This is a genomic window from Litoreibacter halocynthiae (assembly GCF_004365635.1).
Classification (GTDB): domain Bacteria; phylum Pseudomonadota; class Alphaproteobacteria; order Rhodobacterales; family Rhodobacteraceae; genus Litoreibacter; species Litoreibacter halocynthiae.
Map to the genome: position 1 here is coordinate 926,901 of NZ_SOBH01000001.1, position 25,127 is coordinate 952,027.

At 56.5% G+C, this 25,127-nt stretch carries 27 protein-coding genes; 11 read left to right on the forward strand and 16 right to left on the reverse strand.

Translation table 11 applies throughout. The features are described 5' to 3' along the window. Nucleotides 1–13: 13 nt before the first annotated feature. From BDE40_RS04565 to BDE40_RS04605, 9 genes are all read right to left on the reverse strand, one after another. Nucleotides 14–976 carry an alpha/beta fold hydrolase gene (locus BDE40_RS04565; protein ID WP_162848027.1) on the reverse strand — a complete coding sequence of 321 codons (963 nt, stop codon included), beginning with the start codon at nt 974–976 and terminating at the stop codon, nt 14–16. Continuing rightward, a complete protein-coding gene (metA, locus tag BDE40_RS04570) occupies nt 969–1,889 on the reverse strand; it encodes a homoserine O-acetyltransferase MetA (protein WP_134013235.1) in 921 nt (306 codons plus the stop codon). Before metA ends, BDE40_RS04565 begins: the two co-directional genes overlap by 8 nt. 41 nt (nt 1,890–1,930) lie before the next feature. Beyond that, the gene (locus tag BDE40_RS04575) at nt 1,931–2,794 is read right to left on the reverse strand and encodes an ATPase (RefSeq protein ID WP_134013237.1); all 864 of its coding nucleotides are present in this window, start codon (nt 2,792–2,794) and stop codon (nt 1,931–1,933) included. Between the two features lie 53 nt (nt 2,795–2,847). Continuing rightward, the gene (locus BDE40_RS04580) at nt 2,848–3,759 is read right to left on the reverse strand and encodes a DMT family transporter (RefSeq protein WP_134013239.1); all 912 of its coding nucleotides are present in this window, start codon (nt 3,757–3,759) and stop codon (nt 2,848–2,850) included. Between the two features lie 113 nt (nt 3,760–3,872). Further along, nucleotides 3,873–4,985, reverse strand: a complete 1,113-nt coding sequence (locus tag BDE40_RS04585) for an OmpP1/FadL family transporter (protein ID WP_134013241.1) — start codon at nt 4,983–4,985, stop codon at nt 3,873–3,875. Between the two features lie 150 nt (nt 4,986–5,135). Further along, nucleotides 5,136–5,999, reverse strand: a complete 864-nt coding sequence (locus BDE40_RS04590) for a DMT family transporter (RefSeq protein WP_134013243.1) — start codon at nt 5,997–5,999, stop codon at nt 5,136–5,138. Nucleotides 6,000–6,124: 125 nt separating this feature from the next. Beyond that, nucleotides 6,125–7,165 (reverse strand): twin-arginine translocation signal domain-containing protein, encoded by a 1,041-nt coding sequence (locus BDE40_RS04595; RefSeq protein WP_134013245.1) that lies wholly within the window; start codon nt 7,163–7,165, stop codon nt 6,125–6,127. A gap of 69 nt (nt 7,166–7,234) precedes the next feature. After that, nucleotides 7,235–8,560, reverse strand: coding sequence for a TRAP transporter large permease (locus BDE40_RS04600; protein WP_134013247.1), 1,326 nt, complete (start codon nt 8,558–8,560; stop codon nt 7,235–7,237). Further along, the gene (locus BDE40_RS04605) at nt 8,560–9,069 is read right to left on the reverse strand and encodes a TRAP transporter small permease subunit (RefSeq protein ID WP_073141239.1); all 510 of its coding nucleotides are present in this window, start codon (nt 9,067–9,069) and stop codon (nt 8,560–8,562) included. Before BDE40_RS04605 ends, BDE40_RS04600 begins: the two co-directional genes overlap by 1 nt. Before the next feature lie 293 nt (nt 9,070–9,362). Between BDE40_RS04605 and BDE40_RS04610 the strand changes: the two genes are divergently transcribed. Continuing rightward, nucleotides 9,363–10,787, forward strand: a complete 1,425-nt coding sequence (locus tag BDE40_RS04610; protein ID WP_134013250.1) for an FGGY family carbohydrate kinase — start codon at nt 9,363–9,365, stop codon at nt 10,785–10,787. Between the two features lies 1 nt (nt 10,788). Here BDE40_RS04610 and guaA read toward each other — a convergent pair whose 3' ends face one another. After that, nucleotides 10,789–12,366, reverse strand: a complete 1,578-nt coding sequence (gene guaA / locus BDE40_RS04615) for a glutamine-hydrolyzing GMP synthase (RefSeq protein ID WP_134013252.1) — start codon at nt 12,364–12,366, stop codon at nt 10,789–10,791. A gap of 176 nt (nt 12,367–12,542) precedes the next feature. Between guaA and BDE40_RS04620 the strand changes: the two genes are divergently transcribed. Continuing rightward, the gene (locus BDE40_RS04620; protein ID WP_134013254.1) at nt 12,543–14,084 is read left to right on the forward strand and encodes a trimethylamine methyltransferase family protein; all 1,542 of its coding nucleotides are present in this window, start codon (nt 12,543–12,545) and stop codon (nt 14,082–14,084) included. 7 nt (nt 14,085–14,091) lie between these two features. On the opposite strand, the gene BDE40_RS04625 is transcribed toward BDE40_RS04620, so the two are convergent. Continuing rightward, nucleotides 14,092–14,415: a DUF6477 family protein gene (locus BDE40_RS04625; protein WP_134013256.1), complete on the reverse strand. Its 324-nt coding sequence runs from the start codon at nt 14,413–14,415 to the stop codon at nt 14,092–14,094. Between the two features lie 495 nt (nt 14,416–14,910). Between BDE40_RS04625 and BDE40_RS04630 the strand changes: the two genes are divergently transcribed. The 5 genes from BDE40_RS04630 (at nt 14,911) to lipA (ending at nt 19,103) form a co-directional block, all read left to right on the forward strand. Further along, nucleotides 14,911–15,822, forward strand: coding sequence for a DUF6456 domain-containing protein (locus BDE40_RS04630; RefSeq protein WP_342774995.1), 912 nt, complete (start codon nt 14,911–14,913; stop codon nt 15,820–15,822). 154 nt (nt 15,823–15,976) lie between these two features. Further along, nucleotides 15,977–16,858: a DUF4123 domain-containing protein gene (locus tag BDE40_RS04635; protein ID WP_134013260.1), complete on the forward strand. Its 882-nt coding sequence runs from the start codon at nt 15,977–15,979 to the stop codon at nt 16,856–16,858. A 3-nt stretch (nt 16,859–16,861) separates the two neighbouring features. Next, nucleotides 16,862–17,272 carry a hypothetical protein gene (locus tag BDE40_RS04640; protein WP_134013262.1) on the forward strand — a complete coding sequence of 137 codons (411 nt, stop codon included), beginning with the start codon at nt 16,862–16,864 and terminating at the stop codon, nt 17,270–17,272. 398 nt (nt 17,273–17,670) lie between these two features. Continuing rightward, nucleotides 17,671–18,030 carry a hypothetical protein gene (locus BDE40_RS04645; protein WP_134013264.1) on the forward strand — a complete coding sequence of 120 codons (360 nt, stop codon included), beginning with the start codon at nt 17,671–17,673 and terminating at the stop codon, nt 18,028–18,030. A gap of 113 nt (nt 18,031–18,143) precedes the next feature. Further along, a complete protein-coding gene (gene lipA, locus BDE40_RS04650; protein WP_134013266.1) occupies nt 18,144–19,103 on the forward strand; it encodes a lipoyl synthase in 960 nt (319 codons plus the stop codon). Here lipA and BDE40_RS04655 read toward each other — a convergent pair. From BDE40_RS04655 to hpt, 4 genes are all read right to left on the reverse strand, one after another. Continuing rightward, complete coding sequence (locus BDE40_RS04655; protein ID WP_134013268.1) at nt 19,100–20,002, reverse strand: cytochrome c; 903 nt, start codon at nt 20,000–20,002, stop codon at nt 19,100–19,102. The two genes, lipA and BDE40_RS04655, sit on opposite strands and share 4 nt — an antisense overlap. 3 nt (nt 20,003–20,005) lie before the next feature. Continuing rightward, nucleotides 20,006–20,470 (reverse strand): c-type cytochrome, encoded by a 465-nt coding sequence (locus tag BDE40_RS04660; protein WP_134013270.1) that lies wholly within the window; start codon nt 20,468–20,470, stop codon nt 20,006–20,008. Between the two features lie 99 nt (nt 20,471–20,569). After that, entirely contained in the window at nt 20,570–20,749 is a 180-nt protein-coding gene (locus BDE40_RS04665; protein WP_134013272.1) for a hypothetical protein, read from the reverse strand. Continuing rightward, nucleotides 20,746–21,282 carry a hypoxanthine phosphoribosyltransferase gene (hpt, locus tag BDE40_RS04670; RefSeq protein ID WP_073141252.1) on the reverse strand — a complete coding sequence of 179 codons (537 nt, stop codon included), beginning with the start codon at nt 21,280–21,282 and terminating at the stop codon, nt 20,746–20,748. The genes BDE40_RS04665 and hpt overlap by 4 nt, the downstream gene beginning before the upstream one ends. 76 nt (nt 21,283–21,358) lie before the next feature. Between hpt and BDE40_RS04675 the strand changes: the two genes are divergently transcribed. Together BDE40_RS04675 and BDE40_RS04680 are read left to right on the forward strand one after the other, a co-directional pair. Next, a complete protein-coding gene (locus tag BDE40_RS04675) occupies nt 21,359–21,805 on the forward strand; it encodes a type II toxin-antitoxin system RatA family toxin (protein WP_134013274.1) in 447 nt (148 codons plus the stop codon). A gap of 92 nt (nt 21,806–21,897) precedes the next feature. Continuing rightward, on the forward strand, nt 21,898–22,710 hold the full coding sequence (locus BDE40_RS04680) for a glycosyltransferase (RefSeq protein WP_162848028.1): 813 nt from the start codon (nt 21,898–21,900) through the stop codon (nt 22,708–22,710). 10 nt (nt 22,711–22,720) lie between these two features. On the opposite strand, the gene mnmA is transcribed toward BDE40_RS04680, so the two are convergent. Further along, nucleotides 22,721–23,869, reverse strand: a complete 1,149-nt coding sequence (gene mnmA / locus BDE40_RS04685; RefSeq protein WP_134013278.1) for a tRNA 2-thiouridine(34) synthase MnmA — start codon at nt 23,867–23,869, stop codon at nt 22,721–22,723. 131 nt (nt 23,870–24,000) lie between these two features. Here mnmA and sciP point away from each other — a divergent pair, with 131 nt between their 5' ends. After that, the gene (gene sciP, locus BDE40_RS04690) at nt 24,001–24,294 is read left to right on the forward strand and encodes a CtrA inhibitor SciP (RefSeq protein WP_134013280.1); all 294 of its coding nucleotides are present in this window, start codon (nt 24,001–24,003) and stop codon (nt 24,292–24,294) included. An 82-nt stretch (nt 24,295–24,376) separates the two neighbouring features. Next, a complete protein-coding gene (ctrA, locus tag BDE40_RS04695; protein ID WP_134013282.1) occupies nt 24,377–25,096 on the forward strand; it encodes a response regulator transcription factor CtrA in 720 nt (239 codons plus the stop codon). Nucleotides 25,097–25,127 lie beyond the last annotated feature (31 nt).

The following is a 25,127-nucleotide window of genomic DNA, read 5'->3' on the forward strand; positions in this document are numbered from 1 at the left end:
ATGAAGCCTTAAGCTATTGCAGGCCAGCGCGTTTTGCCAATCTGCGCAGCGCCGCGATTGTGCTTGGCTCATCCGCGTGGTGGGGCATGTGGCCAACGCCCTCAAGTGTCGTCAGTCGCGCATCCGGCAGCTGTTTCGACAGTGGAAGTGCATGGATGTCGTGGCCAACAATGGTATCTGCCGTCCCGTGAATGATCTCGACCGGTAGCTTGAGGTCGCCATAGTGCCGGGACTGCTCTTTGATCTGTGGCAAGAGCGTGTTCACCATCATAGCGTTGGTCTTCAATTGACTGGGGCGAATGGCCAGACCGTAGCCCATATGCTCCAGATACCCTTCCGGAGCAGGGTCGGGCGCGAAAATGGCCTCCAGCGTCTCATTTGCCTTTTGGTCGTTGGCGAAAGCCGAGGTCATTGGAATAAGCACATTCCGCCCAAACCAGCTGTCCGTGAGGCGATACCAGATATCCAGATCACCATTCCACGGGTTAGATACGCCTGACACGATAAGCAGGCCCGCGCTATCGTCCGGATGTCTGAGGGCATAGGCCAATGCGACGGCACCACCATAGCTTTGGCCCAGAATAAGCGGCTTCTCGGCACCCAGCAACCGAGCCGTGGCATGTATCAGATCAGCCTGCTCGTTCAGGGATTCCACGTCGCCTTTCCGGTTGGCAATCCGTCCCGTATGGCCGTGAGCAGGGCGGTCGATCGCGATAAGCCGAAACTCGCCCTTCAGTTTCGGGATCAATGAGAATGTGAAATCTTGCCAGTTCCCGCCAGCCCCGTGGATCAAGATGACATCGGGACCTTTGCCCTCGATATGCACGTGCACAGGCGTTCCATTCACATCCAGAATTTGGCCCGTGGGCGGATGTTCCACCAGTGCCTTGGCAGTGCGGGCCTTGATCCGCTTGTCCAAAGCGATCCCGCAACCAGCGACGCCCAAAACCAGTGCGATCAGCGCGAGCTTAAGCACCGATTTCGTCCAGATTAAAATGCGTTGTCTGGTATATCTCGTTGATCCAGTTGCCATAAAGCAGATGTGCGTGGCTGCGCCAGCGGTTCATCGGCTTCTTGGTTGGGTCGTCGTCAGGGTAGTAGTTGCATGGTACATTAATCGCCGTCCCGGCCTTGACGTCGCGCTCATACTCTTCCTTCAACGTGCAACTGTCATATTCGAAGTGGTTGAAGATATATATCGCACGATGCTTGCGGTCTTCCACCAAACACGGCCCAGCAGTTTCACTGCCAAGCAAGGTGATCAACCCGTCGGCGGCGTCGATTTCGTCTTGGCGCATTTCGGTCCAACGCGACACGGGGATCACGCAATCATCCGAGAACCCGCGCAAATAAGGCGAAGCGGGGTCCAAATTGGAGTGACGGAAGCAGCCGAACAGCTTTTCATTCAGCAGATGTTTTTTCACGCCGTGGAAATAGTTGATCATCGCCATCCCGCCCCAGCATACGCCGAAGGTGGAGTGCACATTGGTCTGCGTCCAGTCCATGACTTCGCGCAACTCTTCCCAATACGTGACACCCTCAAAGGGCAGATGCTCGATCGGGGCTCCGGTGATGATGAGCCCATCGAACTTCTCGTCCTTAACCTCTTGGAAAGGGCGATAGAACTCCTCCATATGCTCGGCCGCGGTGGTCTTGGTTTGATGCTCCGACATGCGTATGAGCGACAGCTCGATCTGCAATGGCGTTGCACCGATCAACCGTGCAAACTGGTTTTCCGTCTGGATTTTCTTCGGCATCAGGTTCAGCAACGCGATCCGCAAGGGCCGGATATCCTGACGCGCTGCCTGATCCTCGCTCATCACGCTCACGCCCTCGCGCGAAAGCACGGTATAGGCAGGAAGTGCAGACGAGGGCAGCTTGATGGGCATAAAATGCGTCCGTTAGGTTTGGGCTTTGTTAACTAGGTCGATCAGGCATTGTTGCCAAGGGTAGCCGCGATCAACTCGTCGAGACCTTCGGGCGCGGTGACCTTGCCCAGATCGGTATGAGAAACTTTGATCCCGAAATTATCGGCCATCGCACGGTAGCGCGGCTCTCTTTGCGAAATGGCGCGAGCGTAGGTGAAGGTCATGAAATCGTTCGGATTAACCTCTTCCTCGGCGCATTTGTGATTGTCCAGATACTCTTGCCACAACTCCTTCAGGAACTCCGGCCGGTAACACATCGGTTTCGGTGCGCGTTTAAAGCGACGCACCAGTTCCGCCTCATGGTCGCTAGAGCCTTCAATCCAGACCATCAGATGGTTCTTGGCAAGCTCGGTCAGCAACGGGTCTTCGGGATTGAAAGGATCAACAACCTCGCAGGTTGAGCCACCACTGTCGCACACGAAATTGCTGTATCCGTAAAGGTCCTTGGCGCGGTCGATGAAATGCGCCGTATCATACAGCGCCGCGACTTCGGCGCGGTGATGTTGCGCCTGACGTTTTTGATATTCCGCGAAGCTGAGGCCGCCCAAGTCAGGATTTCCGGGCTTGCCCAGATATGTTGACAAGGGCGACAGGTCCTCGAAGGTCAGGTTCGACGCAATATAGATGCTGTCCGAACGCAGAAGCTCAGCCAGAAACGGATCCTGCATCGCGCGGCGTTTGAAATTATCGGTGATGTATTCACCCATATAGCGAGTGCCAATGCGGTAATCGGCGCTATAATGAAACCACTCACCCGAGGCGCGCAACATGTTGGAAACATGGGTTTTTCCAAGACCGGACATGCCGAAGAACAGCACTTTTTTTCCGTCAGCTTGCAGCCAGTCCTGGCCAGAATTGTAGATCATGCGCGTCGCTCCTTGTCCCCGCGCAAATAGGTAGCGGGGCAAACGCGCGCTTGCTAGGGGGCTTTGCGGAAAAACGCAAAGATGCGGCCATCCAACACCAGCAGTCCCAAGGCAAGAAGCGCAAAGCCGGCATATGCTCTAGAGGCCAGTTCCTCGCCCAGCACAACTGCGCCGAGTATGATCGCCACGGGTGCGACAAGCAGTGTGCAGATCATCAGATTGCCGCTGCCTGCCATTGCAAGGATACGGTAATAGAGCAGGTAGGCACATGCCGTGGCGATAATTGCGTAGTACCCTATCGCGCCCCACGCGGTAGCGCTGAGTTGGAACGATGGTGTGCCGTCCACCGCAATCGCCAAGGGCACCATGACAAGGGCGGATCCGGTCAGCATTCCGGCTGACGCGACTTGAGGCCGTAAGCCTGTCAGCATCCGCCGCGCCCACGCGCCAGCAAACGCATACGATAAAGTTCCAGCCAAAACAGCAAGTTGCGCGGTGGAGCGAATGTCAAACTTTAACAAGTTTTCCAAACCGATTGCAGTTGCCACACCAAAGAACCCGAGGACGACACCAACGGCACGGTTCAGCGTCAGGCGCTCATCGGCAAATACGACGGAGGCCACGACCACCCCGAAAATTGCGGTGGTGGCGTTCAGAATGGAGGTAAGCCCGGTCTCGATATGCAGCTGTCCCCACGCCATAAGCGCGAAGGGAATGACATTGTTCAGCACCCCCATGACCAGAAAGGCCGCCCAAAGCCTCAAGCTTCGCGGCACGGGGAGCTTGCGAAGCAGGATATAGGCCCAAAGCACAAGCATCGCCCAAAACACCCGATGCGCGACAGCGGTCATGACCGGAACTTCATTCAGGGCAAGGCGTATGGACAGGAACGAGCCGCCCCAGATGACGGCAAGTAGCGCCAATTCGACCCATGCTTGGGTGGACATTGTTTTTTGAGCGTTCATTTGGCCATCAAGCAGGGAAGGGTATCAAACCGCGACCCGAATACTGCGCAAAGCAAAGAAAAAGCGCCCGATCAATCTGATCGGGCGCTTTGTAACGCATAGGTCGCGTAGGATTAGTAGCTGTAACCGACCTTAAAGCCGACAGCGATTGCTTTGTTGTCGTTGAAGTTCGACGCAGGAAGGCCACCACCAAGCGTAGTTTGTGCATTGCCGATTTTGATATAACGCACGCCGCCGGTGACTTTGATCCCACCGTTCGTGTAGGTGCCGCCAAGGCCAAGGCTGATGTTGCCATCTGTTGGGCCAAGGTTGGACGAGAACCCACCATTGGATTTCTCATACCCAAGCGAAACCGCACCGGACCAGTTCTCGTTGAACCGACGACCGACACCGATGTTGTAGGTGATCACGTCATCGGCGTAGGACACCAACGCATTGCCGGTTGCCAAGCCATAGCCCCGTGGCGCAATGCGGAAGTCACTCCAGTCAACCCAGCGGATCGAACCGAACAAAAGCGTGTCGGCTGCGATGCCCGTTTGGAAGTCCAGGTTCAGCGATTGCGGGGTATCCACATTGGTCGTCGTGGTTCCTGGAACCGGACCACCTTCGACAGTGGACAGAGCATGCGAGACTTCGGACGAGTAGGTAAGGGCGACGCGCAGTGCGATGTCGGGGCGCTCATACGCACCACCGAATACATAGCCGACGCCGTAGTCTTTTGCAGCGGATGCCGTGTAGCCACCAACAAACGGGATCGAAGCTACAGCTTCAAGAGACTGGTAGCGCAAGCCGCCATGGACGCTGAAGTTTTCGTCAATCTGATACCGCAGCAGACCCGTGATCGCGCTGGATTTTAGCGTCGCTGTGGAGCCACGTGCGAAGTAAGTCGTTGCTGCTGGATAGTTTACATCCGCGCCAAACGGCTGATCGTAAATAAGCGAGAACGACACTTTGTCGTTGAACTGGTATTTGTAACCCAATCCGACGAGCGTGTAATCGCCCGACATATTCCCCGAAGCCTGACCCGGCGTAGGCTGCGCAGGGTTCGGGGCTGTACCAGCGCCGACACCAGAGACAGTCGGGGAAATCGACCCGAAGGACAGCTCGGCGTAGTTGCCTTTTTCGAAGATGATTCCAATGCCTTGGCCAGAACGGTCGATGCCGCCGGCTGACGCGAGAGATGTGGTTGCGGCAAGCATTGCTGCGGCGCTTACGAAGTTCTTCATGGTTTCCTCCCCGAAACACTTGAATATGACTTTGGCCCACCCTAGGGGCGACATTCCGCTCGCGTCAATTTATGACCCAGCGTCACAGTCGTTTTGCCTGCAGAATTTGCGGCGCAGTCCCTCAGGCGTGGCTAAAAGCGCACATTTCCCTTAGGTCAACGCCTTGTTGCGACGCGCCTCAGCGGCAATGTTCAGGTAGTTTGCGCCAAAAATAATCGCCGCTCCAACGAAAACCCAAATATCGACCGTCTCCGAAAAGAAGGCGATTCCCAGCATCGCAACAAGCGGTAGGCGGGCGAAATCCATCGGCATGACGATGACCGCAGGGGCGTGCCTCAGCGCCGTCGTCAGGCAGAAATGAGCACCCAACCCGGTAACAGAAACAAGCGCAACCCAAGGCAGCAGCTTCACGGATGGTACAGTGATCTGACCATCCCAACCCGCAGTAACAAGCCCGAAAAACGCCTGCATAAGCGCCAGCCAGAATAGAATGCAGGTAATAGACTCGTGCCGCGTCAGGCGCTTCGTCGCAATAGCGGAGCCCGCAAACCCGATCGCAGCCCCTGAAGCTAGCAGCGAGCCTAGTTCGATATGGCTCACATCCGGACGGGCGACAACCAGCACGCCGACAAAGCCAAGGATCGCGACAAATATCCTGAGCGGGGTCAGGCGCTCCGAAAGAAAGAACGGTGCCAACAAGGCCACCCAGATCGGGGAGGTGAATTCAAGCGCCACCACCTGTGCCAGCGGGATCATTGTGATCGCTGCAAACCACATGTTCTGGCCTGCAAAATGCGAAAGGTTCCGGATGGTATGAAGACGAATGCTGCGGGCGTTGATCTGGTTAAGCGTTCCTGCGTACGCAGCAATGGCCAAGACCAAGACCAACGATATTATCGAGCGGTAGGTCATCAGCTCGAACGTATCAAGCTCCGCAGTGACTTTACGCCCGGCGACGGCCATGGCCGAAAACGACACAATAGCACCCGTCATCCAGAGGGCAGCCAAACGCATATCTGAGCGGGGTAAAATCGTCATCCCGACTGCAAAGCTGCTTCCGGAAGAATGGTCAAGCCGAATTGCAACGGAATGGGGAAGACGAGCGGGCCAGACACGCAGCCCGCTCGAAGGTTTCAAACTTAATAGCGGTAGGGAACGCCCGCCTTTTGCATGGTGTCACGGTATTTCTTGAAGATTTCGATGACACGCGCTGACCTCTCGTTGCGCGATGCCAGCTCATCCCAGAAGCCGGCCGCATCCCCGACGACTGTTTCCCATTCCTCGGCAGGGATGGTGGACAGTTCCAACTTGTCGCCATTGACGCGCAGATCGGCTTCGCCGCCCCAATACCAAACCTGGCGGTAGTAGTGCGACTGGTCCATCGACATCTTGAACAACTCTTGCAAATGCGGTGGCACCTTGGCCCAGCTGTCACTGTTGGCAAAATAAGATCCGCACCACGCGCCGGTTACGTTGTTCAGCAGCGCATATTTGCAGATATCCGCCCAGCCAACTTCATAGGCTTCGGTGAATCCACACCATGCAACGCCGTCCAGCTCGCCGGTTTGCAGCGCGACTTCCACGTCTTCCCACGGCACCGTGACAGGGATCATGCCATAGCGTGACAGGAAGCGCCCTGCGGTTGGCACGCCGAACACACGCAGGCCGCGCATGTCTTCAAGCGATTCAATCTTTTTCTCGGTGGTGAAGATGTGCAGCGGATCCCAAGCACCGGCACCCAGCCACTCGACACCTTCAATGTCGTCATAGGCCTCTTGCCAGATTTCGTTCAGACCGTAGCGATTGAACAGCACAGGAAGGTCGAGGCTGTAGCGCGAAGAGAACGGGAAGTAGCCGCCGAAGTCGGAGATATCCGCAGGCGACGCCATGGTCGCATCGTCCGATTGCACCGCGTCGAGCGTGCCGTTTTGAAGCGCGCGGAACAGCTCGCCCGTTGGGACCAGCTGGTCCGCGTAGAACAGTTCGATTTCCATCTCGCCGTTGGCGGCCTTATTGAACGCCTCGATCTGCGGCTTGACCACGTGAGCGCCAAGAGGGGCGCCGGAGTAGGTTTGTAGGCGCCACTTGATAGGGGCCTGCGCTTTGACCACGCTCGGAGCGGCAAGGGCGGCTGCGCCACCAATTGTCGCTGTCGTCAGGAACTTACGTCTGGAAGTCATAGTACTCTCCTTGTTTGACCTTGCTCAGGGGCCGATTGCAAAAATGGACTGCCTCTCGAAATGGGTTTGTTATTTTCCGTAGACATAGTTGGGGAGCCACATGGCGATTTGCGGGAACACCATGATCAGAATAAGGGACCCCAGCATCACCAAGACAAAGGGAATGATGGAGGAATAGATGTCTTTGATCCCGATCTCCGGCGGGGCCATCGCCCGCATCAAGAACAGGTTGTAGCCGAAGGGCGGCGTCATATAGGCGATCTGCGTGGTGATGGTGTAAAGTACGCCGTACCAGATCAGATCGAACCCCAGCACCTTGACCAACGGCACGTATAGGGGTGCCACGATGACCAGCATGGCTGTGTCATCAAGGAAGGTGCCCATCAGCAGGAACGACAATTGCATCAGGATCAAGATCACCCACGGGTCCAGACCCAATTGCTCGGTGAATAGGTTATCAATCGCCTTCACCGCGCCCAAGCCGTCAAATACCGCGCCAAAGCCGAGTGCCGCCAACACGATCCACATGAACATGCACGAGATGGCCAACGTCATGCGGGTGGAGGTCTCGAACACCTCGCGTGTCATCCGGCCTTTCAGCACAGCTGCGATAAAGGCCGCCAAGGCGCCAATGGCAGAGCTCTCGACAAGGCTTGTCCAGCCATTCAGGAATGGCACCATCATGGACGCAAATATCGTCAGCGGAAGCAGGCCGGCCCCAAGCAAGCGTATCTTTTCCGCCCGCGGAACGCTGCTGACATCCTCTTCGCTAAGCGCAGGCCCAAGCTCTGGCTGAATGCGGCAACGGATGTAGATGTAGAGAATAAACAGGCCCGCCATCATCAACCCGGGAAGAATGCCCGCCAGCCAAAGCTGCCCCACCGGTTGGCGCGCGATCATCGCGTAGAGAACGAGCACGACCGAGGGCGGCACCAAAATTCCTAACGATGATCCGGCTTGCACAACGCCGGTCACCATTCGTTTGTCATACCCCCGTTTGAGGAGTTCGGGCAGGGCAATGGTCGCCCCGATGGCCATGCCTGCGACCGACAATCCGTTCATGGCCGAGATCAGCACCATTAGCCCGATGGTGCCAATTGCCAGCCCGCCATTGATCGGCCCCATCCAGACGTGGAACATCTTGTAAAGGTCATCGGCAAGGCGGCTTTCTGACAGCACGTAGCCCATGAAGATGAACATTGGCAGGGTCAGCATCGGATACCATTTCATCACCTTCATGGCGGCAGAAAACGGAATGTCGGACCCGCCGGTCCCCCAAAGCGTCAGCGCCGCAATTGAGGCGATGCCGCCAATCGCGCCGAACACCCGCTGCCCCGTCATCAGCATCAGCATCATCGACGAGAACATCAAAATGGCGATCAGTTCATAAGACATTAAAGCTCGACCTCGCGGAGTTTAGCGATGTCTTTGATCAGCTCGGAAACTGCTTGAAGTAACATCATGAAAATACCGAAGCACATGACTGTTTTGACAGGCCATAACAGGGGCCGCCACAGGGTCGGTGCGCGCTCGTTATACTCAAGGGAATAGCGGGTGGAATCGATCCCGCCGTAAAGCAGCACCCCCAGATAAAAGATCAGCAGCAGCACGGTGAAGCTGTCGACCCACGCCTTCTTGCGATCTGACCATTCACCATAAAACAGGTCCATCCGCACGTTTGATCCCATCTGGATAGAGTAGGGGCCGCCCACCAGATAATAGGCCACAAGCGCAAACTGCGCCATTTCCAGCGTCCAGTAGGACGGGACAACGAACATCTGTTTGGAAATCGTCGACCACAGCAAAATCGCAATCATCGCGAACAGGCTATACATCATGATCCGACCGAGGACGTAGTTCACCCGATCGACAACGCGCACATAAGTCGTGGCAATTTTCAGCATAGAGCGCCGGCCGACTGTAGGACTACGACGCTCATTGAGCGATCAACCCGTTTATCTTGCTAAGTTTTTTTGTCCTCGACACGCGGCATCCCCCACAAGCTACCTGCTCCAACTGTAGCAAGGTGTTGAAACTTGTAAACAAATCGGTGACCAAATGGTCAAATATAATCATTAAATGATCAAAAACAGAGCAGTAACGGACGAACTTTGCGTGGATTCACTGCCTTGAGGTGGTCGCTGCCGCTTGACAGGTCGCGAAATTACGGCTGGGTGGTGACGACGGAGGGGGATGTATGAGACTCGCAGGACTAGATCAGGGCACGACCAGCACGCGCATACTAACACTGTCGCCCGAAGGCGTGCCGCAGGTCGTTCACGCGGTCCAGCACCAGCAATTCTATCCGCACGAAGGCTGGGTGGAGCATGATCCCGAAGAACTGATCGCCAACATTCGGGCCTGTATCGACGCGGTTGGACCCATCGACGCCATCGGCATCGATAACCAAGGCGAAAGCTGCTTGGCATGGGATGTGGTGACGAAGGAGGCGCTGACGCCGGTTCTCGTCTGGCAGGACAATCGCACTTCAGGGCAAATCGCCGCCCTTAAAGCAGACGGGCACGAGGCCGAGGTGATGGCACGTGCCAAGTTGCCGCTTGATCCATATTTTTCCGCCAGCAAACTGGGTTGGATCATTCGGAACAGCACGCCCGTACAAGAGGCGAGGAAGCGTGGCACCTTAAGGCTAGGGACGACCGATGCATTTTTCCTCGACCGGTTGACGGGCCGATTCGTAACAGATGTCACCACCGCAAGCCGCACGTCGTTAATGAATTTGGAACGGCTCGAATGGGATGAAACCCTGTGCGACTTGTTCGGTGTCCCGATGGAGTGTTTGCCGCAAATTGTTCCGACGACCGGTGATTTCGGCGCGATTGAAACGGCTCATGGAAGGGTTCCGGTGACGGCCAGCGTCGTCGATCAGCAAGCGGCGCTCTACGGGTTCGGGTGTCGCAAGACAGGCGACGCAAAGATCACGTTCGGCACAGGTGCGTTCGCGTTGATGGTAACGGGCGCTGAGATCGTTAACAAACCGGAAATGGGATTGCTCCCAACGGTCGCTTGGCAGTTAGACGGTGAAAAACCGGTCTTTGCTTTGGATGGCGGGGTCTACACCGCCAGTGCGGCTCTCAACTGGGCCAAGTCACTCGGATTGTTCGAGAATTTCGGCCAGATCAACGATTTCGTACGACCATCCGCACTCGAAAAAGGCCTTGTTTTCGTACCAGCCTTGGCGGGGTTGGGCTGCCCGCACTGGAACCCAGATGCGCGCGGCATCTGGCTGGGACTTTCCATCGACCATGGCCCTGCGCAAATGGTGCAGTCCATTCTGGAAGGTGTCGCATTAAGAGCGTCAGAGGTGGTGAACGCTATGAACACCTGCATCCAGATATCGGGCGCTTTGGCCATTGACGGCGGCATGAGCCAGAACCAGTATTTCACTCAGTTTCTGGCGGATGTGACAGAACGGGAAATCCGGCCCGCTGAAATGCCGGAGCTGACGGGATTAGGAACGATCGGTCTCACGGCAGTTCCGATGGGGATCGACCTACAACCGACCTCGCAATTCGGCTCAATTCAGCCTGAAGCGGGAATATCCCTTCCGGTCGAGCGATTCCAACGCGCAGTCGCGGCGTCGAAAAACTTCGTATTAACCTAGCCTATTCCCACTCGATGGTGCCCGGAGGCTTCGAGGTGATGTCATAGGTGACGCGGTTGATGCCCGGCACTTCGTTGATGATCCGCGTGGCGGTCTCGCCAAGGAAATCGTGGTCAAACGGGAAGTAATCGGCGGTCATACCATCGACCGATGTCACCGCGCGCAGGGCGCAGGCATAGTCATAGGTGCGACCGTCGCCCATAACGCCGACAGTCTTAACGGGCAGGATCGCAACGAACGCTTGCCAGATATCATCATAGAGCCCGTGCTTGCGGATCTGGTCGATATAGACCGCATCTGCTTCGCGCAGGATATCGAGCTTGGCGCGGGTGATCTCGCCGGGGCAGCGAATGGCAAGGCCCGGTCCGGGGAAAGGGTGCCGACCGATAAACGATTTGGGCAGGCCCAGTTCGGTGCCGAGCGCGCGCACTTCGTCTTTGAACAATTCACGCAGTGGCTCGACCAGCTTCAGGCCCATCTTCTCGGGCAGTCCGCCGACATTGTGGTGCGACTTGATCGTCACCGAAGGTCCGCCAGAGAAGCTGACGCTTTCGATCACGTCGGGATAAAGCGTCCCTTGGGCAAGGAATTTGGCGTCGTCGATCTCGTTGGCATATTTCTGGAACACGTCGATGAACAGCTTGCCGATGATCTTGCGCTTGGTTTCGGGGTCGGATTGCCCGTCCAGCTCGCCCAAGAACAATTCCTGTTCGTCTGCGTGGATCAGCTTCATGTTATAATTGTCGCGGAACATGGTGACGACCTCTTCGGCCTCCCCCTTGCGCAGCAACCCGTGGTCAACAAAGACGCATGTTAGCTGGTCGCCGATAGCTTCGTGCAGCAGTACCGCGGCGACCGACGAATCTACACCGCCTGACAGGCCGCAAATGACGTGGCTGGTGCCAACTTGTTCGCGGATTGCAGCGATCGCCTGTTCGCGGTATGCGCCCATGGTCCAGTCGCCGCTGAAGCCCGCCATGCGCACGAAGTTTTCGTAAAGCCTTGCACCGTTCGGTGTGTGGTGAACCTCGGGGTGGAACTGCACGGCGTAGAAGTTGCGGCTCACATCGGCGGTGATCGCATACGGCGCATTTGGCGACGTGCCGTAAACCTCGAACCCCGGTGCGATTTTCGAGACGTGGTCGCCGTGGCTCATCCAGACCTGTTCTTTTTCCGTTAGAAACCAGCCTTGCAACAGCTCGAGTTCCCCATGGGGAACCACGTAAGCGCGGCCAAACTCTGCGGTGCCATGACCCCGTTCAACCATTCCCCCAAGACCTTGCATCATTACCTGCTGGCCGTAGCAAATACCCAAGATCGGCACGCCCAAATCGTAAACGCTTTCCGGTGGGCGCGGGGAGTCTTCATCAATCACCGAACACGGTCCACCGGAAAAGATAACGGCTTTGGGTGCGAACTCTGTCAGGAACGCGTCGTCAACGTTTTGGTAGGGATGGATTTCGCAGTAAACATTCAACTCGCGCAGGCGACGCGCGATGAGTTGAGTGACCTGCGACCCGAAGTCGATGATCAGCAGTTTTTCATGGGTGGCGGCGGGGTCAATGAGATGATCTGTCATGCACGCTGATTATGAGGCTGAGCCCCGCGTTGCAAGAGGCTTGACGGGGGGAAGGGGCCACCTGCCAGACCATAATTGTTGCGCCATGTCGCTTTTTCGCCGCAAGGGGCGGTTTCTGGCCTTGGTCCGGTGGATGTTGAGGTAATCACACTTGTAACGAATTGAGGGAGCCCGCTATGTCCGATACAGATTCACCACGTCGACGTACCCGTGGAGGCGGTGGTGCTGCCCGTCGCGCCGAGCGTACGGCGGTCTCGGTCGAGACAGCCAAGTATATCGAACGCAACATTCCCAACTTCGAAGTGCTGACGGAAGAAGCCCTTCAGATCATCGAAGCAAACGCGGAAACGGTGCTGGCCGAAATCGGCGTGAACTTTGTGGACAACCCTTACGCGTTGGATTTGTGGCGCGAAGCGGGGGCAGAAATTGATGGCGAGCGCGTTCGCATCCCGCGCGGTTTGGCCCGCGAGCTGTGCAAAACCGCCCCGTCAACGATCACGCAACACGCCCGCAATCCGGAGCGTTCAGTGGAGATCGGCGGCAAGAACCTTGTCATCGCACCGGTCTATGGACCACCCTTCGTGCGTGACGCCGAGGGCGGACGTCGCTACGCGACGATGGCCGATTTCAACAAATTCGTGAAGCTGGGCTATATGTCCAAGTGGCTGCATCACTCCGGCGGGACGGTCTGCGAACCTACGGATGTTCCCGTAAACAAGCGTCACCTGGATATGCTCTACGCGCATATGTCGCTAAGCGACAAGCCGTTCATGGGGTCGGTGACAGAGCCTTCGCGCGCGCAGGACTCTGTCGATATGTGCGAGATTCTGTTTGGTGGCCTTGACGGGCGCACGGTGATGACGTCGCTGATCAACATCAACTCTCCGATGACGTTTGACTCGATCATGATGGGTGCACTGGAAGTCTATGCGCGCGCTAATCAGGCCTGCATTATCTCCCCGTTCATTGTTGGCGGGGCGATGGCACCGGTCTCAGTCGCTGGGACCTTGACACAGGTGCTGGCAGAAGTGCTGGCCGGTGTGGCTTACAGCCAGTTGGTGCGTAAAGGGGCGCCGGTGATCATGGGTGCGTTTGTGACGTCCATCGACATGAACTCCGGAGCGCCGACATTCGGAACGCCTGAAGCGTCCCACATTACCTATGGGGCGGGTCAGTTGGCGCGTCGCCTTGGTCTGCCATACCGCTCCGCTGGATCGTTCTGCGGCTCCAAGCTACCTGACGCGCAGGCAGCCTATGAGACTGCAAACAGCCTGAATATGGGTCTGCTATCAGGCGTGAACTTCATGCTTCACGGCTGCGGCTGGCTGGAGGGCGGGCTGGTTTCGTCTTTCGAGAAATTCGTGATGGACGCCGATCAACTTGGCGCGCTGCACCACTTCGCCAAGGGCGTGAGCATTGACGAAAACGCGCAAGCCATGGGGGCATTGCGCGAAGTCGGGCCGGGTGGCCATTTCCTGGGCTGCGAGCACACGCAAAACAACTTCAAGACAGCGTTCTGGCGGTCTGATCTGTTCGACTACAAACCGTTCGAGACGTGGGCGGATGAGGGCGAGCGCGACACCGTGGCGCTTGCGACGGCGCGGGTCGAGAAGCAGTTGAACGACTATCAGCAACCGCATCTGGACCCTGCCATCGACGAGGCGCTGCGCGCCTATGTCCGTGAGAAGAAAGACAGCATGCAGGATTCCTTTATCTAAGTTTCCCTCACACCAGTTTGGGTCGCCAGCCCGGGCGGCCCGTTTGGCGTGTTTCCAACGGCAGGCAATGGCTTTCGGCCATCAAGGCGATGAGCAGCTCAACATGTTTGTTGACGTTGTAGGTGCCGTCGCGCGTCAGACGTATCTGTTCAACCTGTTCTTCCTGATGCAGCAGGGTCTCCACAACCACGCGTGGCGATGTCGTGTGTGACTGCCCTGTAATGCGGCGCAGATCGCGGCTTCGGCGGTAGGCACTCATTCCATGACGGGCCGCGCGCACCAAAAGTCGGGGGCGGCGAAGGTCGGTGATTTGGGTGGTCAGGTCGGTCATGGCAGTGCTCCGGGGTTCAATTTACCTTGCCAAACTACGGCTGCGAACGCCGCTGTTGCGCGACAATCAGCCGAGCGACCGCTGCGCAATCGGCTGTTTACGATTTGGAAACAAAATTACGCAAATGCCGCCGTTGTTAACCAACTCGTAAGCAATACAACCTCAAGTTGTGCGAGTTGCTTAGGGGCTTTTGCCGCCTTTGCCCTGCTGACCTGGGGGACGTCTCACATGTTTTCTACTGCCACATTGCCGACGGATCGATTGCTGCCATCATGGATTCCGGACGCAGCTCGACGGTATTTGTTTCACACAGAAAAGGGCTTGTCTCTCAGGGATTTAGCACGGCGAGAAGGCTGCCACGCCTCGACGATCTTACGGCAGGTACGCCGCTTTGAAAACCGACGGGATGACCCGTTGGTCGACGAGGCCCTGCATCGCCTAAGCCGCAATTTCATCCACCGTGAACCGACCGATACTCTACAAGGACTGCCAATCATGACCGCACATGTTCGTAACCATTCCGAAACCTATTCTAAAGCAACCCAAGCGGGTGAGCATAAAGGGCAGGCACTTCTGGACGACGAAGAAGCGCTGTCACGCGAAGCGCGTCGCGTCCTTCGCCGGTTGTGCGAAACTGGCGCGGTTCTGGCGCTGGCTTCAGACATGGATAAAGCCGTGGTGTTGCGCTCGTTCAAGGATGGCCCACCAACCCGCACGGCGGTCGTCTCACGCGAAGTCGCGCAGGCCTTCGCACTGAAGGACTGGATCAACTGCACGCGTGCGGGGCGGGTTGCGAGTTACAGCATCACCACGACAGGCCGCGCTGCGTTGAAGGAATATCTTGATGAGGAGGTAACCCGTAAACGGCGGATGAAAGGGGCTCAGGATGGGGCGAGCCCGTTCCGCGACTCGCAATCGGACTGGGACGCGAGGCTGGGCGCAAGCACTGTGGCGGGTGTGGGCCGCTCCAGCATGGCGGAAAGCCCGTTGGCGATGTTGGCCCGACGCCGCGACAAGGATGGCCGTACCTTTTTGACACCAGACCTTGTGCAGGCAGGGGAGAGGTTTCGCGAGGACTACGAACTCGCGCAGATGGGGCAGGGTGCGGCGTTGCGATGGGACCGCTTCATGGTCTCTGGTGATCGCACAGAGCTTTCCGGCGATGCCACGATTGCCGAGGGCCCGAAAGCCGCACGAGAACGTATCCTGAGCGCATTGGACGAGCTGGGTCCCGGGCTGAGCGATATCATCGTGCGGTGCTGCTGCTTTTTGGAGGGACTTGAGGCCGCTGAAAAGCGCATGGGCTGGTCGGCCCGGTCCGGGAAGGTTGTATTGCGGATCGCCCTTCAACGATTGCACCGTCATTATATAGATGCGAACGGGCATGTTAGCGCGATGATCGGATAGGCGGGATATCCCGCTGCGAGTGCTTCGTTAGATAGAACTGACTTTGCTTGATAGCGTGTCAGCATTGTTAGGAAATTTTTTGTCGATGTCGAAACACACTAGTGTTGACCATGGCAGCGTACTTGAGTTGGACGCGGAGAAGCGGTGCGCCTGATTGGGGGCAGACGGCGCCAATGATGAGGTCGGTGCATGCCACGCTATTCTCGATTCTGGTGTGCTGTTTAACGTGGTCGAACTGGCCGAAGCGCAAGGCAACTCCGGTGCATGCCTGTTCACAGGCGAACTTGCCAATGAGATGCGCGATCAGGCGCCGTTTGTTCACCGGCTTGACCAGGCCGACCGCTTCGCCGGTAATGTGATCACGGCGTCTGACGCTCCGTGGCATTTGTGGGGTAAGGGTGGGATGATCTTGATGTCATCTCATGCCCCGCGCGATGTCGTTCAGGCGCACTGGCGGAAATTTATCCGCATGGTGGATATTCAAGGCAAGGGTTACTACTTCCGGTTTTGGGAGCCGGATATGCTCTTGGGGTTTCTTGAAGCATGTACCGATGGAGTGCTCGAAGGGTTTTTCGGCGGCACGCTGATCACGCGATTGATGTTGCCATTAGCTAAAGGTGACACATTGGTTGATCTCAGGCTTGAGGAGGCCAGCGCAGCTGTAGCAAAGCGCAACTTTCCCCTGAGACCTGAGCATTTTCATGCATTTTCAGCCGTGTCATGGTTGCGGTTTCTTCTCGAAATGGTGGCCTATGTGCGCGCCGAGCATGAAGGCGCAGCACAACAGGCCGGGGATGATGAAGCGCTTAGGGTGCGGTTGGACGATCTGCTGCGCCGCGCGCATGGCAGTTATGGGCTGACACAACGCGGGCTGCAAATGGTGTTTGTTGATATGGCCATGCGTTTTGGCGATGATTTTGACAGCCGTCTGGACTGGACCGCGAAGGTATTGCGGTCCCCGAACTACTCGGGACAGATGCCACGTGCACGAGCCTTGCAAAACCGCGCGCCTGACGAGCAATTGGTGGAGAGTTAGAGAATGGGCGGAGGTCATGTTAACCCGAGTGCCGAACCCGGCAGCGGAACCGATGTGCGCGCCGTGTGTGGCACGTTCGAGATCGAGCTTTGTGCAGTTCTGTCTGATCGTTGCGACTATGTTGGACACTCTTTCATTGCCATCGACGGAATGGCGGAGGACGGCACAAATACAGGCGAGAAGGTCATCGTTGGCTTCTATCCCAAAACGAATCAAGACTTTCGAAGCGTGTTCACCGAAGGCTCGGGCCGCGTGATTTCTGCGTCGGGACAGGTGCGCAACGATTCCGCTTATTACAAAAGTGGTGGCAGTTTCTACGCTGACAAGCTTTGGACCATAGGCTTTCCCGAAGCACGAAACGCCCACAAGCTGATCTTCGGTCGCACCGCTTCACCAGGTCAGAATTCGCTTTAGTCGCGGCAATGTAATAATTTTGCGCTAGAAATACTCACTCGCGCGGGCATCTCTGTACAGGAGTATATTCCGCCGAATGGGCCGATACGCCCAGCTTATAGGTTCACTGTGCTTTCTGGTCGCCATGTGCCTGCCGCTGATTTTCCGCCCTATGAGTGTCTACCAGTGACCGGAGATGCCATCCGAGGTGCGCGGGAGGCGAAGGAAAACGTCAGTCAGGGAACGCGATCAATCTCGGAGGCGTGGAACCGCAATATGCGCGCCATTGGACGAGGATGGAGCCCGTTTTGAACCGGCGGATTCTCCTAGGTTCAATGTTGCTCGGGATTGGATTGTTTACGCTTTATGAGTACAAATTTGGACCGGCATCGGTCCAACGAGAAAGGAATAGCCTTTTCATGGATAACGAAAACGTCTTTACGACCTGCCGCTATGAAGATGACTGGTTCGGGCTGGTGATGCAGCAGGATCCGAAAAAATACGAGTTCCCTTCTTCCTTCAGATTCTCGTTTATTGAGGACGGAGATGCATTTAGCATACTTGGCAAAGGCACGAAGTTTGCGAATGAGACAGAATTCGTTGAACAGTTTACCGTCACGCCAACCAGGATTGACATCACGCTGAGCAGTGAGGTTACGCGGGACACTCAACTCAAGTTGTATAATGTGTTGCCGGACTGCCGTTTGGCGTTTCTGGCCTACGTGTCAGAGCGCCCGAAACTCGCGGCAAAGCTGGTGGTTCAGGACCATGAGGGATAAAAGCGGGTAGCTGTGTTGCATCGGGCGCGGTTGCCCCTGCGACACTAGATCGTTTAGTGTTAAACCAACTCTCCATCTATATGCTGGGCAATCTTAATAGGAGCCGCTTTCTCATGGCCACCCGCGACCTGAAAATCCCTAGCCAACGCCACCCCGAAAAGGCGAAGCGTCCAGACAATGCCCAGCCCAGAAAACCGGCTTGGATCAGGGTGAAAGCGCCTGTCGGCGAAGGGTACAAAGAAACGCATAAAATCATGCGTGATCACAAGCTGACCACCGTGTGTGAAGAAGCGGGTTGCCCGAATGTCGGCGAATGCTGGAACCAGGGTCATGCCACGATGATGATCATGGGCGAGGTTTGCACGAGGGCCTGCACCTTCTGCAACATTGCGACCGGCAAACCGCCAGAAGATCTGGACGTGTTCGAGCCGGGTCGCGTTGCGGATGCGGTGAAGAAGCTGGGGTTGAACCATGTGGTGATCACCTCGGTAGATCGCGATGACATCGAAGATGGCGGGGCCGAGCATTTCGCGCAGACGATCCGCGCCATTCGGCGTCAGTCTCCCTCGACCACGATCGAGATTCTCACCCCTGACTTTATTCGCTGTGATCCCAAGGTGTTGGAGGTCGTCGTTGAAGCACGACCAGATGTGTTTAACCACAACTTGGAAACCGTTCCCGGCCTTTATCCAGAGGTTCGGCCCGGCGCGCGGTATTTCCACTCGTTGCGGTTGTTGCAGAGGGTGAAGGAGCTGGACCCGACGATGTTCACCAAATCCGGCATCATGGTCGGCCTTGGGGAAGACCGTCAGTCCGTGATGCAGGTTATGGAAGACATGCGCGCGGCGGATATAGACTTCCTGACAATCGGGCAATACTTGCAACCGACCCCGAAGCACCACCGCATCGACCGCTTCGTGACGCCTGACGAGTTTGCAGCGTACGAGAAAGCTGCGTTCGGTAAGGGTTTCTTGATGGTTTCAGCGACGCCTCTGACCCGGTCAAGCTACCATGCAGGCGATGATTTCGCCAAATTGCGCGAGGCGCGTCTGGCCAAGATGGGCCAAGCCTAAGGCGTGCTGTCGGCGACTGGGGGCAGGGCTTTCAAATAGTCTACGACCGCTTGTCTGTCTGTCTCTGGCAAGCGGGCCAGGTTTTGGACGACCGATGCCATATGCCCTCCGGCGCTGTCATAGTCGGGGGTAAGGCCCGTTGTAAAATAGGCCATCAAATCAATTTCTGACCATTCCAGAGATGCAGGGGTGATGTTTGGGATGCGCCCCTTGCCATTCGGGTTAGCTGCTCCGCCCAGCCAACGGCTGGTGTCCAGCCCGCCCAAAGCGTTGCGTTCGGTGTGGCACTCCGTGCAATGCGACAATGCCTCGGCAAGATACGTGCCACGCTCAATCGACGGGGAACTGGCGGTTAGGTCTGGGGCATCCGGCGTGCCGAACAAGAACTTCCACCCACCGAGACTACGACGGATGTTAAACGGAAACCCGACCTCGTGCGGGCGGGATGCTGTCGCGTCGGCGGGGAGGGTTTGCATAAAGGCATAGAGCGCCGCGATGTCTTCGGGCTTGGCCTTGGCGTAGGCTGTGTATGGAAACGCTGGATAGTAGTGTGCGCCGTCGGGGCTGACACCGGATTGCACTGCGTTGGCGAATTCCAGCAACGTCCAGCCACCGATGCCCTCCGATGATGGGGAGATGTTCGGCGCATAGAACGTGCCAAAGTCGCTGGTAAACGCCTGTCCACCTGACAGGATTGGTGCATCGGATTCCTCGGTGGCCGGTGCGACGTGGCAGGACGCGCAGCCCGCCGCCCAGAATACCTGTTCTCCTAGAACCGTATCAGGCTCGGCAGTCATAAGCGCCGTCTCAGCCGCATGGGACAGGTATGTGGGGGCGGTGACCCACCATGCCACGCCGGCGCCCCCAAGGGCGACGGCGGTTATCGCGCGCTTGAGCATCGCTTATTTGGGTTCGCGGTACAGTTTGTGACAAGCGCTGCATGCGCCGCCGACACCACCCATAGCCCCTTGCAGGGCTGCAAGGTCGGTTCCCGCAACACCGGCAACCATTTCTGCGGCTTTGGCCATATCAGCCTCCTTGGCGTCAAAATCTGCCCTGTCATCCCAAATCTTCGGAAGCGCGCGTGTTCCTTCAATCGACATGGTATCCGTGTCGGCGGGCCACAAAAGCGACTGGTCTGTTTTCGCAAATGCCGCAAGGTTTGCAGCGGCAACTGCCGCGACCTCGGCGTTGTAATCGGTTTTACCTTTGGCCATATCGCCCAACACACCCAAGTTGAGGGCGTAGTTTGCCATCAGACCGTGGCGGGCTTTGACCTCTGCCGGAAGATCGTCATGGCCTGGCCCTGCGAAGGCAAGTCCGGTGGTTGCGAAAATGAAAGCGGCTGCGAATGCTGATTTGGACATATTGGCTCCTAAAAACAGGTTGGCTGACTTAGAGTAAGGTAGCTTTAATCTGTCTTAGAGATTGCGTTCAGTCCAGTGCCGAAACCGTGATCAGGCGGCTTAGTACCGTGGCGCGCGCGGGCTGCGCTCCATTTGGGCCCAATCGGGCCAGCCGATATAATGCTCGATCAAGGCGATGGCGATGCAGACGACGATCAGCCCGACAACCAGCTTAACCCGACGGTCGGATGGTGGACGCCGTGCCCAGATAGACGCACGCCAAAGCCACCTCCAACTCATGTAAAGCGGACTTTGCCGATATAGGGCAGGTTGCGGTTGCGCTGCGCATAGTCGATGCCGTAGCCGACGACGAATTCATCGGGGATCTCGAACCCTGTCCATGTGGCCTTGATGTCGACCTCGCGGCGCGTGGGCTTGTCGAGCAGCGCAATCGTTTCGATGCGGGCAGGGGAGCGGCTTTCCAGCAGGTGCAGCACGTGGGACAGGGTGAACCCTGTGTCGACAATATCCTCGACGACCAGCACATCGCGACCACCAATTTCGCCACGCAGGTCTTTCAGGATGCGGACCTCACGGGAGCTTTCCATGCCGTCGCCATAGCTGGAGGCCTCCAGAAAATCGACCTCCACCGGCAGGTCCAACTCGCGTACAAGATCTGCGATGAACACGAACGATCCGCGCAAAAGGCCAACGACGACCAGCTTGTCTGTGTCCTTGAACCGGTCGTGAATTTCGCGGGCAAGCGTCTCGATACGCGCCGCGATGGACTTCGCTGAAATCAGCTCGTCGATGACATAGGCAGGATGAGACATGTTATCCCCTTGAAATTTACGTCCGATTGAGGGACACCCCCCGTCAACCTTAGAGCAAGCAGAGCCCCTGACGCCTATGCCAAGTCACCGCGAAAAACGCAAGTTACCCTATAGCGCAGATCAGATGTATGCCTTAGTCGCGGATGTCGCAAAATACCCCGAATTTTTGCCGTGGTGCTCAGCTGCACGTATCCGGTCACGCGTCGATGAAGGTGCCGCCGAGGTCATGCTGGCCGACCTGGTGATCAGCTTCAAAGTGTTTCGAGAGCGCTTTGGCAGCAAGGTCACCCTGTGGTCCGACGATATGAAAATCGACACCGAATACCTTGATGGCCCGTTCAAGTTTCTCAAAAGCACATGGGAATTTCATGACCTCGGCCCGCGAGAATGCGAAGTCGAGTTCTTTGTGGATTTCGAGTTTAAGAACCGCATTTTGCAGGGCGCGGCAGGATTGTTTTTTAACGAAGCCATGCAACGGGTCGTTCGCGCCTTCGAGGCGCGCGCCAAAGAAATGCACGGCTAAAGGTCGCAGTATTCGGCTTTGGGTTGGTAAGATGAAATTCTTTCCGATAACCCAGCATGAAAGATAGTCGACTTTGTTTGCGGATTCATATTTTGAAACTCGTTTTTGAAACACGCTTCTCATTTCTCGGTAAATCCGGATGGAAATCTGAGGTAAGCGAGAAACCACAACTTCTGTTTAATGCGAAAAGAATGCTGCGGCGTTTTGAGTTGTTTGAAAAAATAACTTTGCCAAGCCTTCGTGACCAGACAGACAAGGAGTTTTCTCTTTTATTGCTATGTAGCAAGCGCATGCCGGATGAGTATCGGCAACATCTTGAATGGCTGTGCTCTCGATATCTTCATCAGGACCAATATGAAATACTTGTGAAACGACCGCGCGTTGCAGGAAAAGTATTCCGCGAACATGTAACCGAGGTCTATAAAGATGAACGGTTTATTATCCAAACTGTGTTGGATGATGATGATGCCGTTTGCAGCGATTTCGTAGAAATATGCAAGCGCGAGGCAGAACTGGTCGCGCAACGCAGCTACGATGGGGAGCCATCGCATTTCTTGAGCTTTGCACGCGGATACTCTTTGTTGGTCGAGAATGGTCGGCTGGAGGGGCTGACGATGAAGCACTCGCCCTTCGTTAACTTGGGCCTCAGCCTTGTGGCCCCACCTGACAGCGTAAAAAATCCATTTCTGACATCGCATCTGGCCATTGGAGCGCGCCATCCCAGCACCGTGGTCAACACGTTGCGGCCCTTTTATCTACGCACCATCCACGATCAAAATGACAGCCGCACACCCCATAAAACCGATGCGATTGATGGTGATGAATTTGAGAAGGCTTGCACCTATTTCCCATTTTTGCGAAAATACCAGAGCCTTAAGATGGCGTTCGGCGAGGCGGCTGAATAGTGGCGTTTCGCTAGTTACCGCGCCAGATCCAGCCACCGCCGAAGATGCGGCTGGAGCCTTCATCGTAGAACACGCAAGCTTGCCCTGGTGACACACCTTCTTCGGGCGTCAACAATTCGACCTCGGCCTCGGTGGCTGAGATCGGGCGAATGACGGCGGGGGCAGGCGGGCGTGTCGAGCGCACTTTGATACCAACATGCCATTCGGTCTGACTGTCAAAAGCGGCGTCTCCAAGCCAGTTGATCTCGCGCACGGGGATCATGCGGGTCGCCAATGCCTCTTTCGGGCCGACGATCACGTGCTTTTTGTCTACATCCAGCTTCACGACATAAAGCGGCGACGCCAGCCCACCAACACCAAGTCCGCGGCGCTGACCAATGGTGTAGTGGATCACGCCGTTATGGCTGCCAAGCACCTTGCCGTCCATGTCGACAATGTCACCCGGCTCACCCGCACCGGGGCGCAGTTTTTCGATGACCGAGGCGTAGTCGCCATTCGGCACGAAACAGATGTCCTGACTGTCGGGTTTGTCAGCCACCGACAGCCCGTATTTCGACGCCAAGGCCCGCGTTTCGGCTTTCGAGGCCAAATGGCCCAACGGAAAGCGCAGATAGTCGAGTTGTGCGGGTGTGGTGGAGAACAGGAAATAGCTTTGGTCACGGTTCGCGTCCGCTGCGGAGTGCAGCTCCGCCCCGTGCTCGCCCATCTTGCGTTGGATATAATGGCCCGTTGCCATGCAATCCGCGTCAAGGTCCTTGGCGGTTTCCAGCAAGTCCTTGAACTTTACCCGCTCGTTGCACCGGATGCAGGGCACAGGAGTTGCGCCGCCAAGATAGCTGTCGGCGAACTCGTCTATCACAGCGTCCTTAAAGACGTTTTCGTAATCCAGCACGTAGTGCGGAAAGCCCATATCTTCGGCCACGCGGCGGGCATCGTGAATGTCACGGCCCGCACAGCACGCCCCTTTTTTGGCCAAGGCGGCACCGTGGTCGTAAAGCTGCAAGGTAACCCCGACGACGTCATAGCCTTCCTCGGCCAACTGCGCGGCAACGACGGAGCTGTCCACGCCTCCGGACATCGCGACAACGACGCGGGTCTCGGAAGGGGGCTTGGCAAAGCCAAGCGAATTCAGACGTCCAGGTGTCCAGTCCAGTGCCATAACGGCCTCCGTTGCGGGGATAGTCGAGAATATAGGAAAATCTTAGCTAGTCACAAGACCTCGCTTCACCTCCCCTTAAGGCATCGCTGCGAAAAAGGCATTTGTAGATAAGTAATCGGGACGATTTGTAGATGTATCTAAAGCGAGAAACAGGTCCGCGTATGGTTACCTTGCAAGACGGCTCCACCATGAGTCGTGCGGATTTGCCGGATCGCACGACCCGGCGTTGGGTCGCCAGCCGGAAGGCACTGGTGGTGCGCGCCGTCGAAGCCACCTTGATTTCGGAAGACGAGGCTTGTGAGTTATACGGCTTGTCGGAAGAAGAGTTGGAATCGTGGCGTAACGCGGTGGCTGATCACGGTGTAAAGGCTCTTCGAGCAACGTCGCTGCAGAATTATAGACAAAACACAGCGGAAAAGGGATAAACACACCTGGTGGTAACCTCACATTAACCTTTTCGACTTTAGTGTTAACAGACTTGAGGGGACGAAAATCGGAGACACCATAATGCGAGTGCTACTCGTCGAAGACGATCCAACCACGGCCAAGTCCATCTCGATGATGCTGACTCACGCAAATCTGAATGTATATTCAACCGATTTGGGGGAGGAAGGTATCGATCTTGCGAAGCTCTATGATTACGATTTGATCCTCCTTGATCTGAATTTGCCCGACATGACTGGCCACGAAGTGCTGCGCCAGTTGCGTCAGGCGCGCATTGAAACCCCAATCCTGATCCTGTCCGGTGCAGATGACACCGAAAGCAAGTTGAAAGGCTTCGGGTTTGGCGCGGATGACTATCTGACGAAACCGTTCCACCGCGAAGAGCTCGTCGCGCGGATTCATGCGATCATCCGGCGTTCCAAAGGCCATTCCCAGTCGATCATTCAAACCGGTAGCATTGCAGTGAATCTTGACGCCAAAACGGTGGAAGTGGACGATGCACCTGTGCACTTCACTGGCAAAGAGTACCAGATGCTGGAACTGTTGAGCCTGCGAAAAGGAACCACGCTGACGAAAGAGATGTTCTTGAACCATCTTTACGGCGGCATGGACGAGCCGGAGCTCAAGATCATTGATGTCTTTATTTGCAAGCTGCGCAAGAAGCTGGCCACAGCGACCGGCGGCGAAAGTAATATCGAAACCGTTTGGGGGCGGGGCTATGTGTTGCGGGATCCTCAACCGAGTATAGACACAGGGCAGAAGCGCATCGCGGCGAGCGCTTAAGCGATACCGAATTGCTGCGAATGGCGCGCCT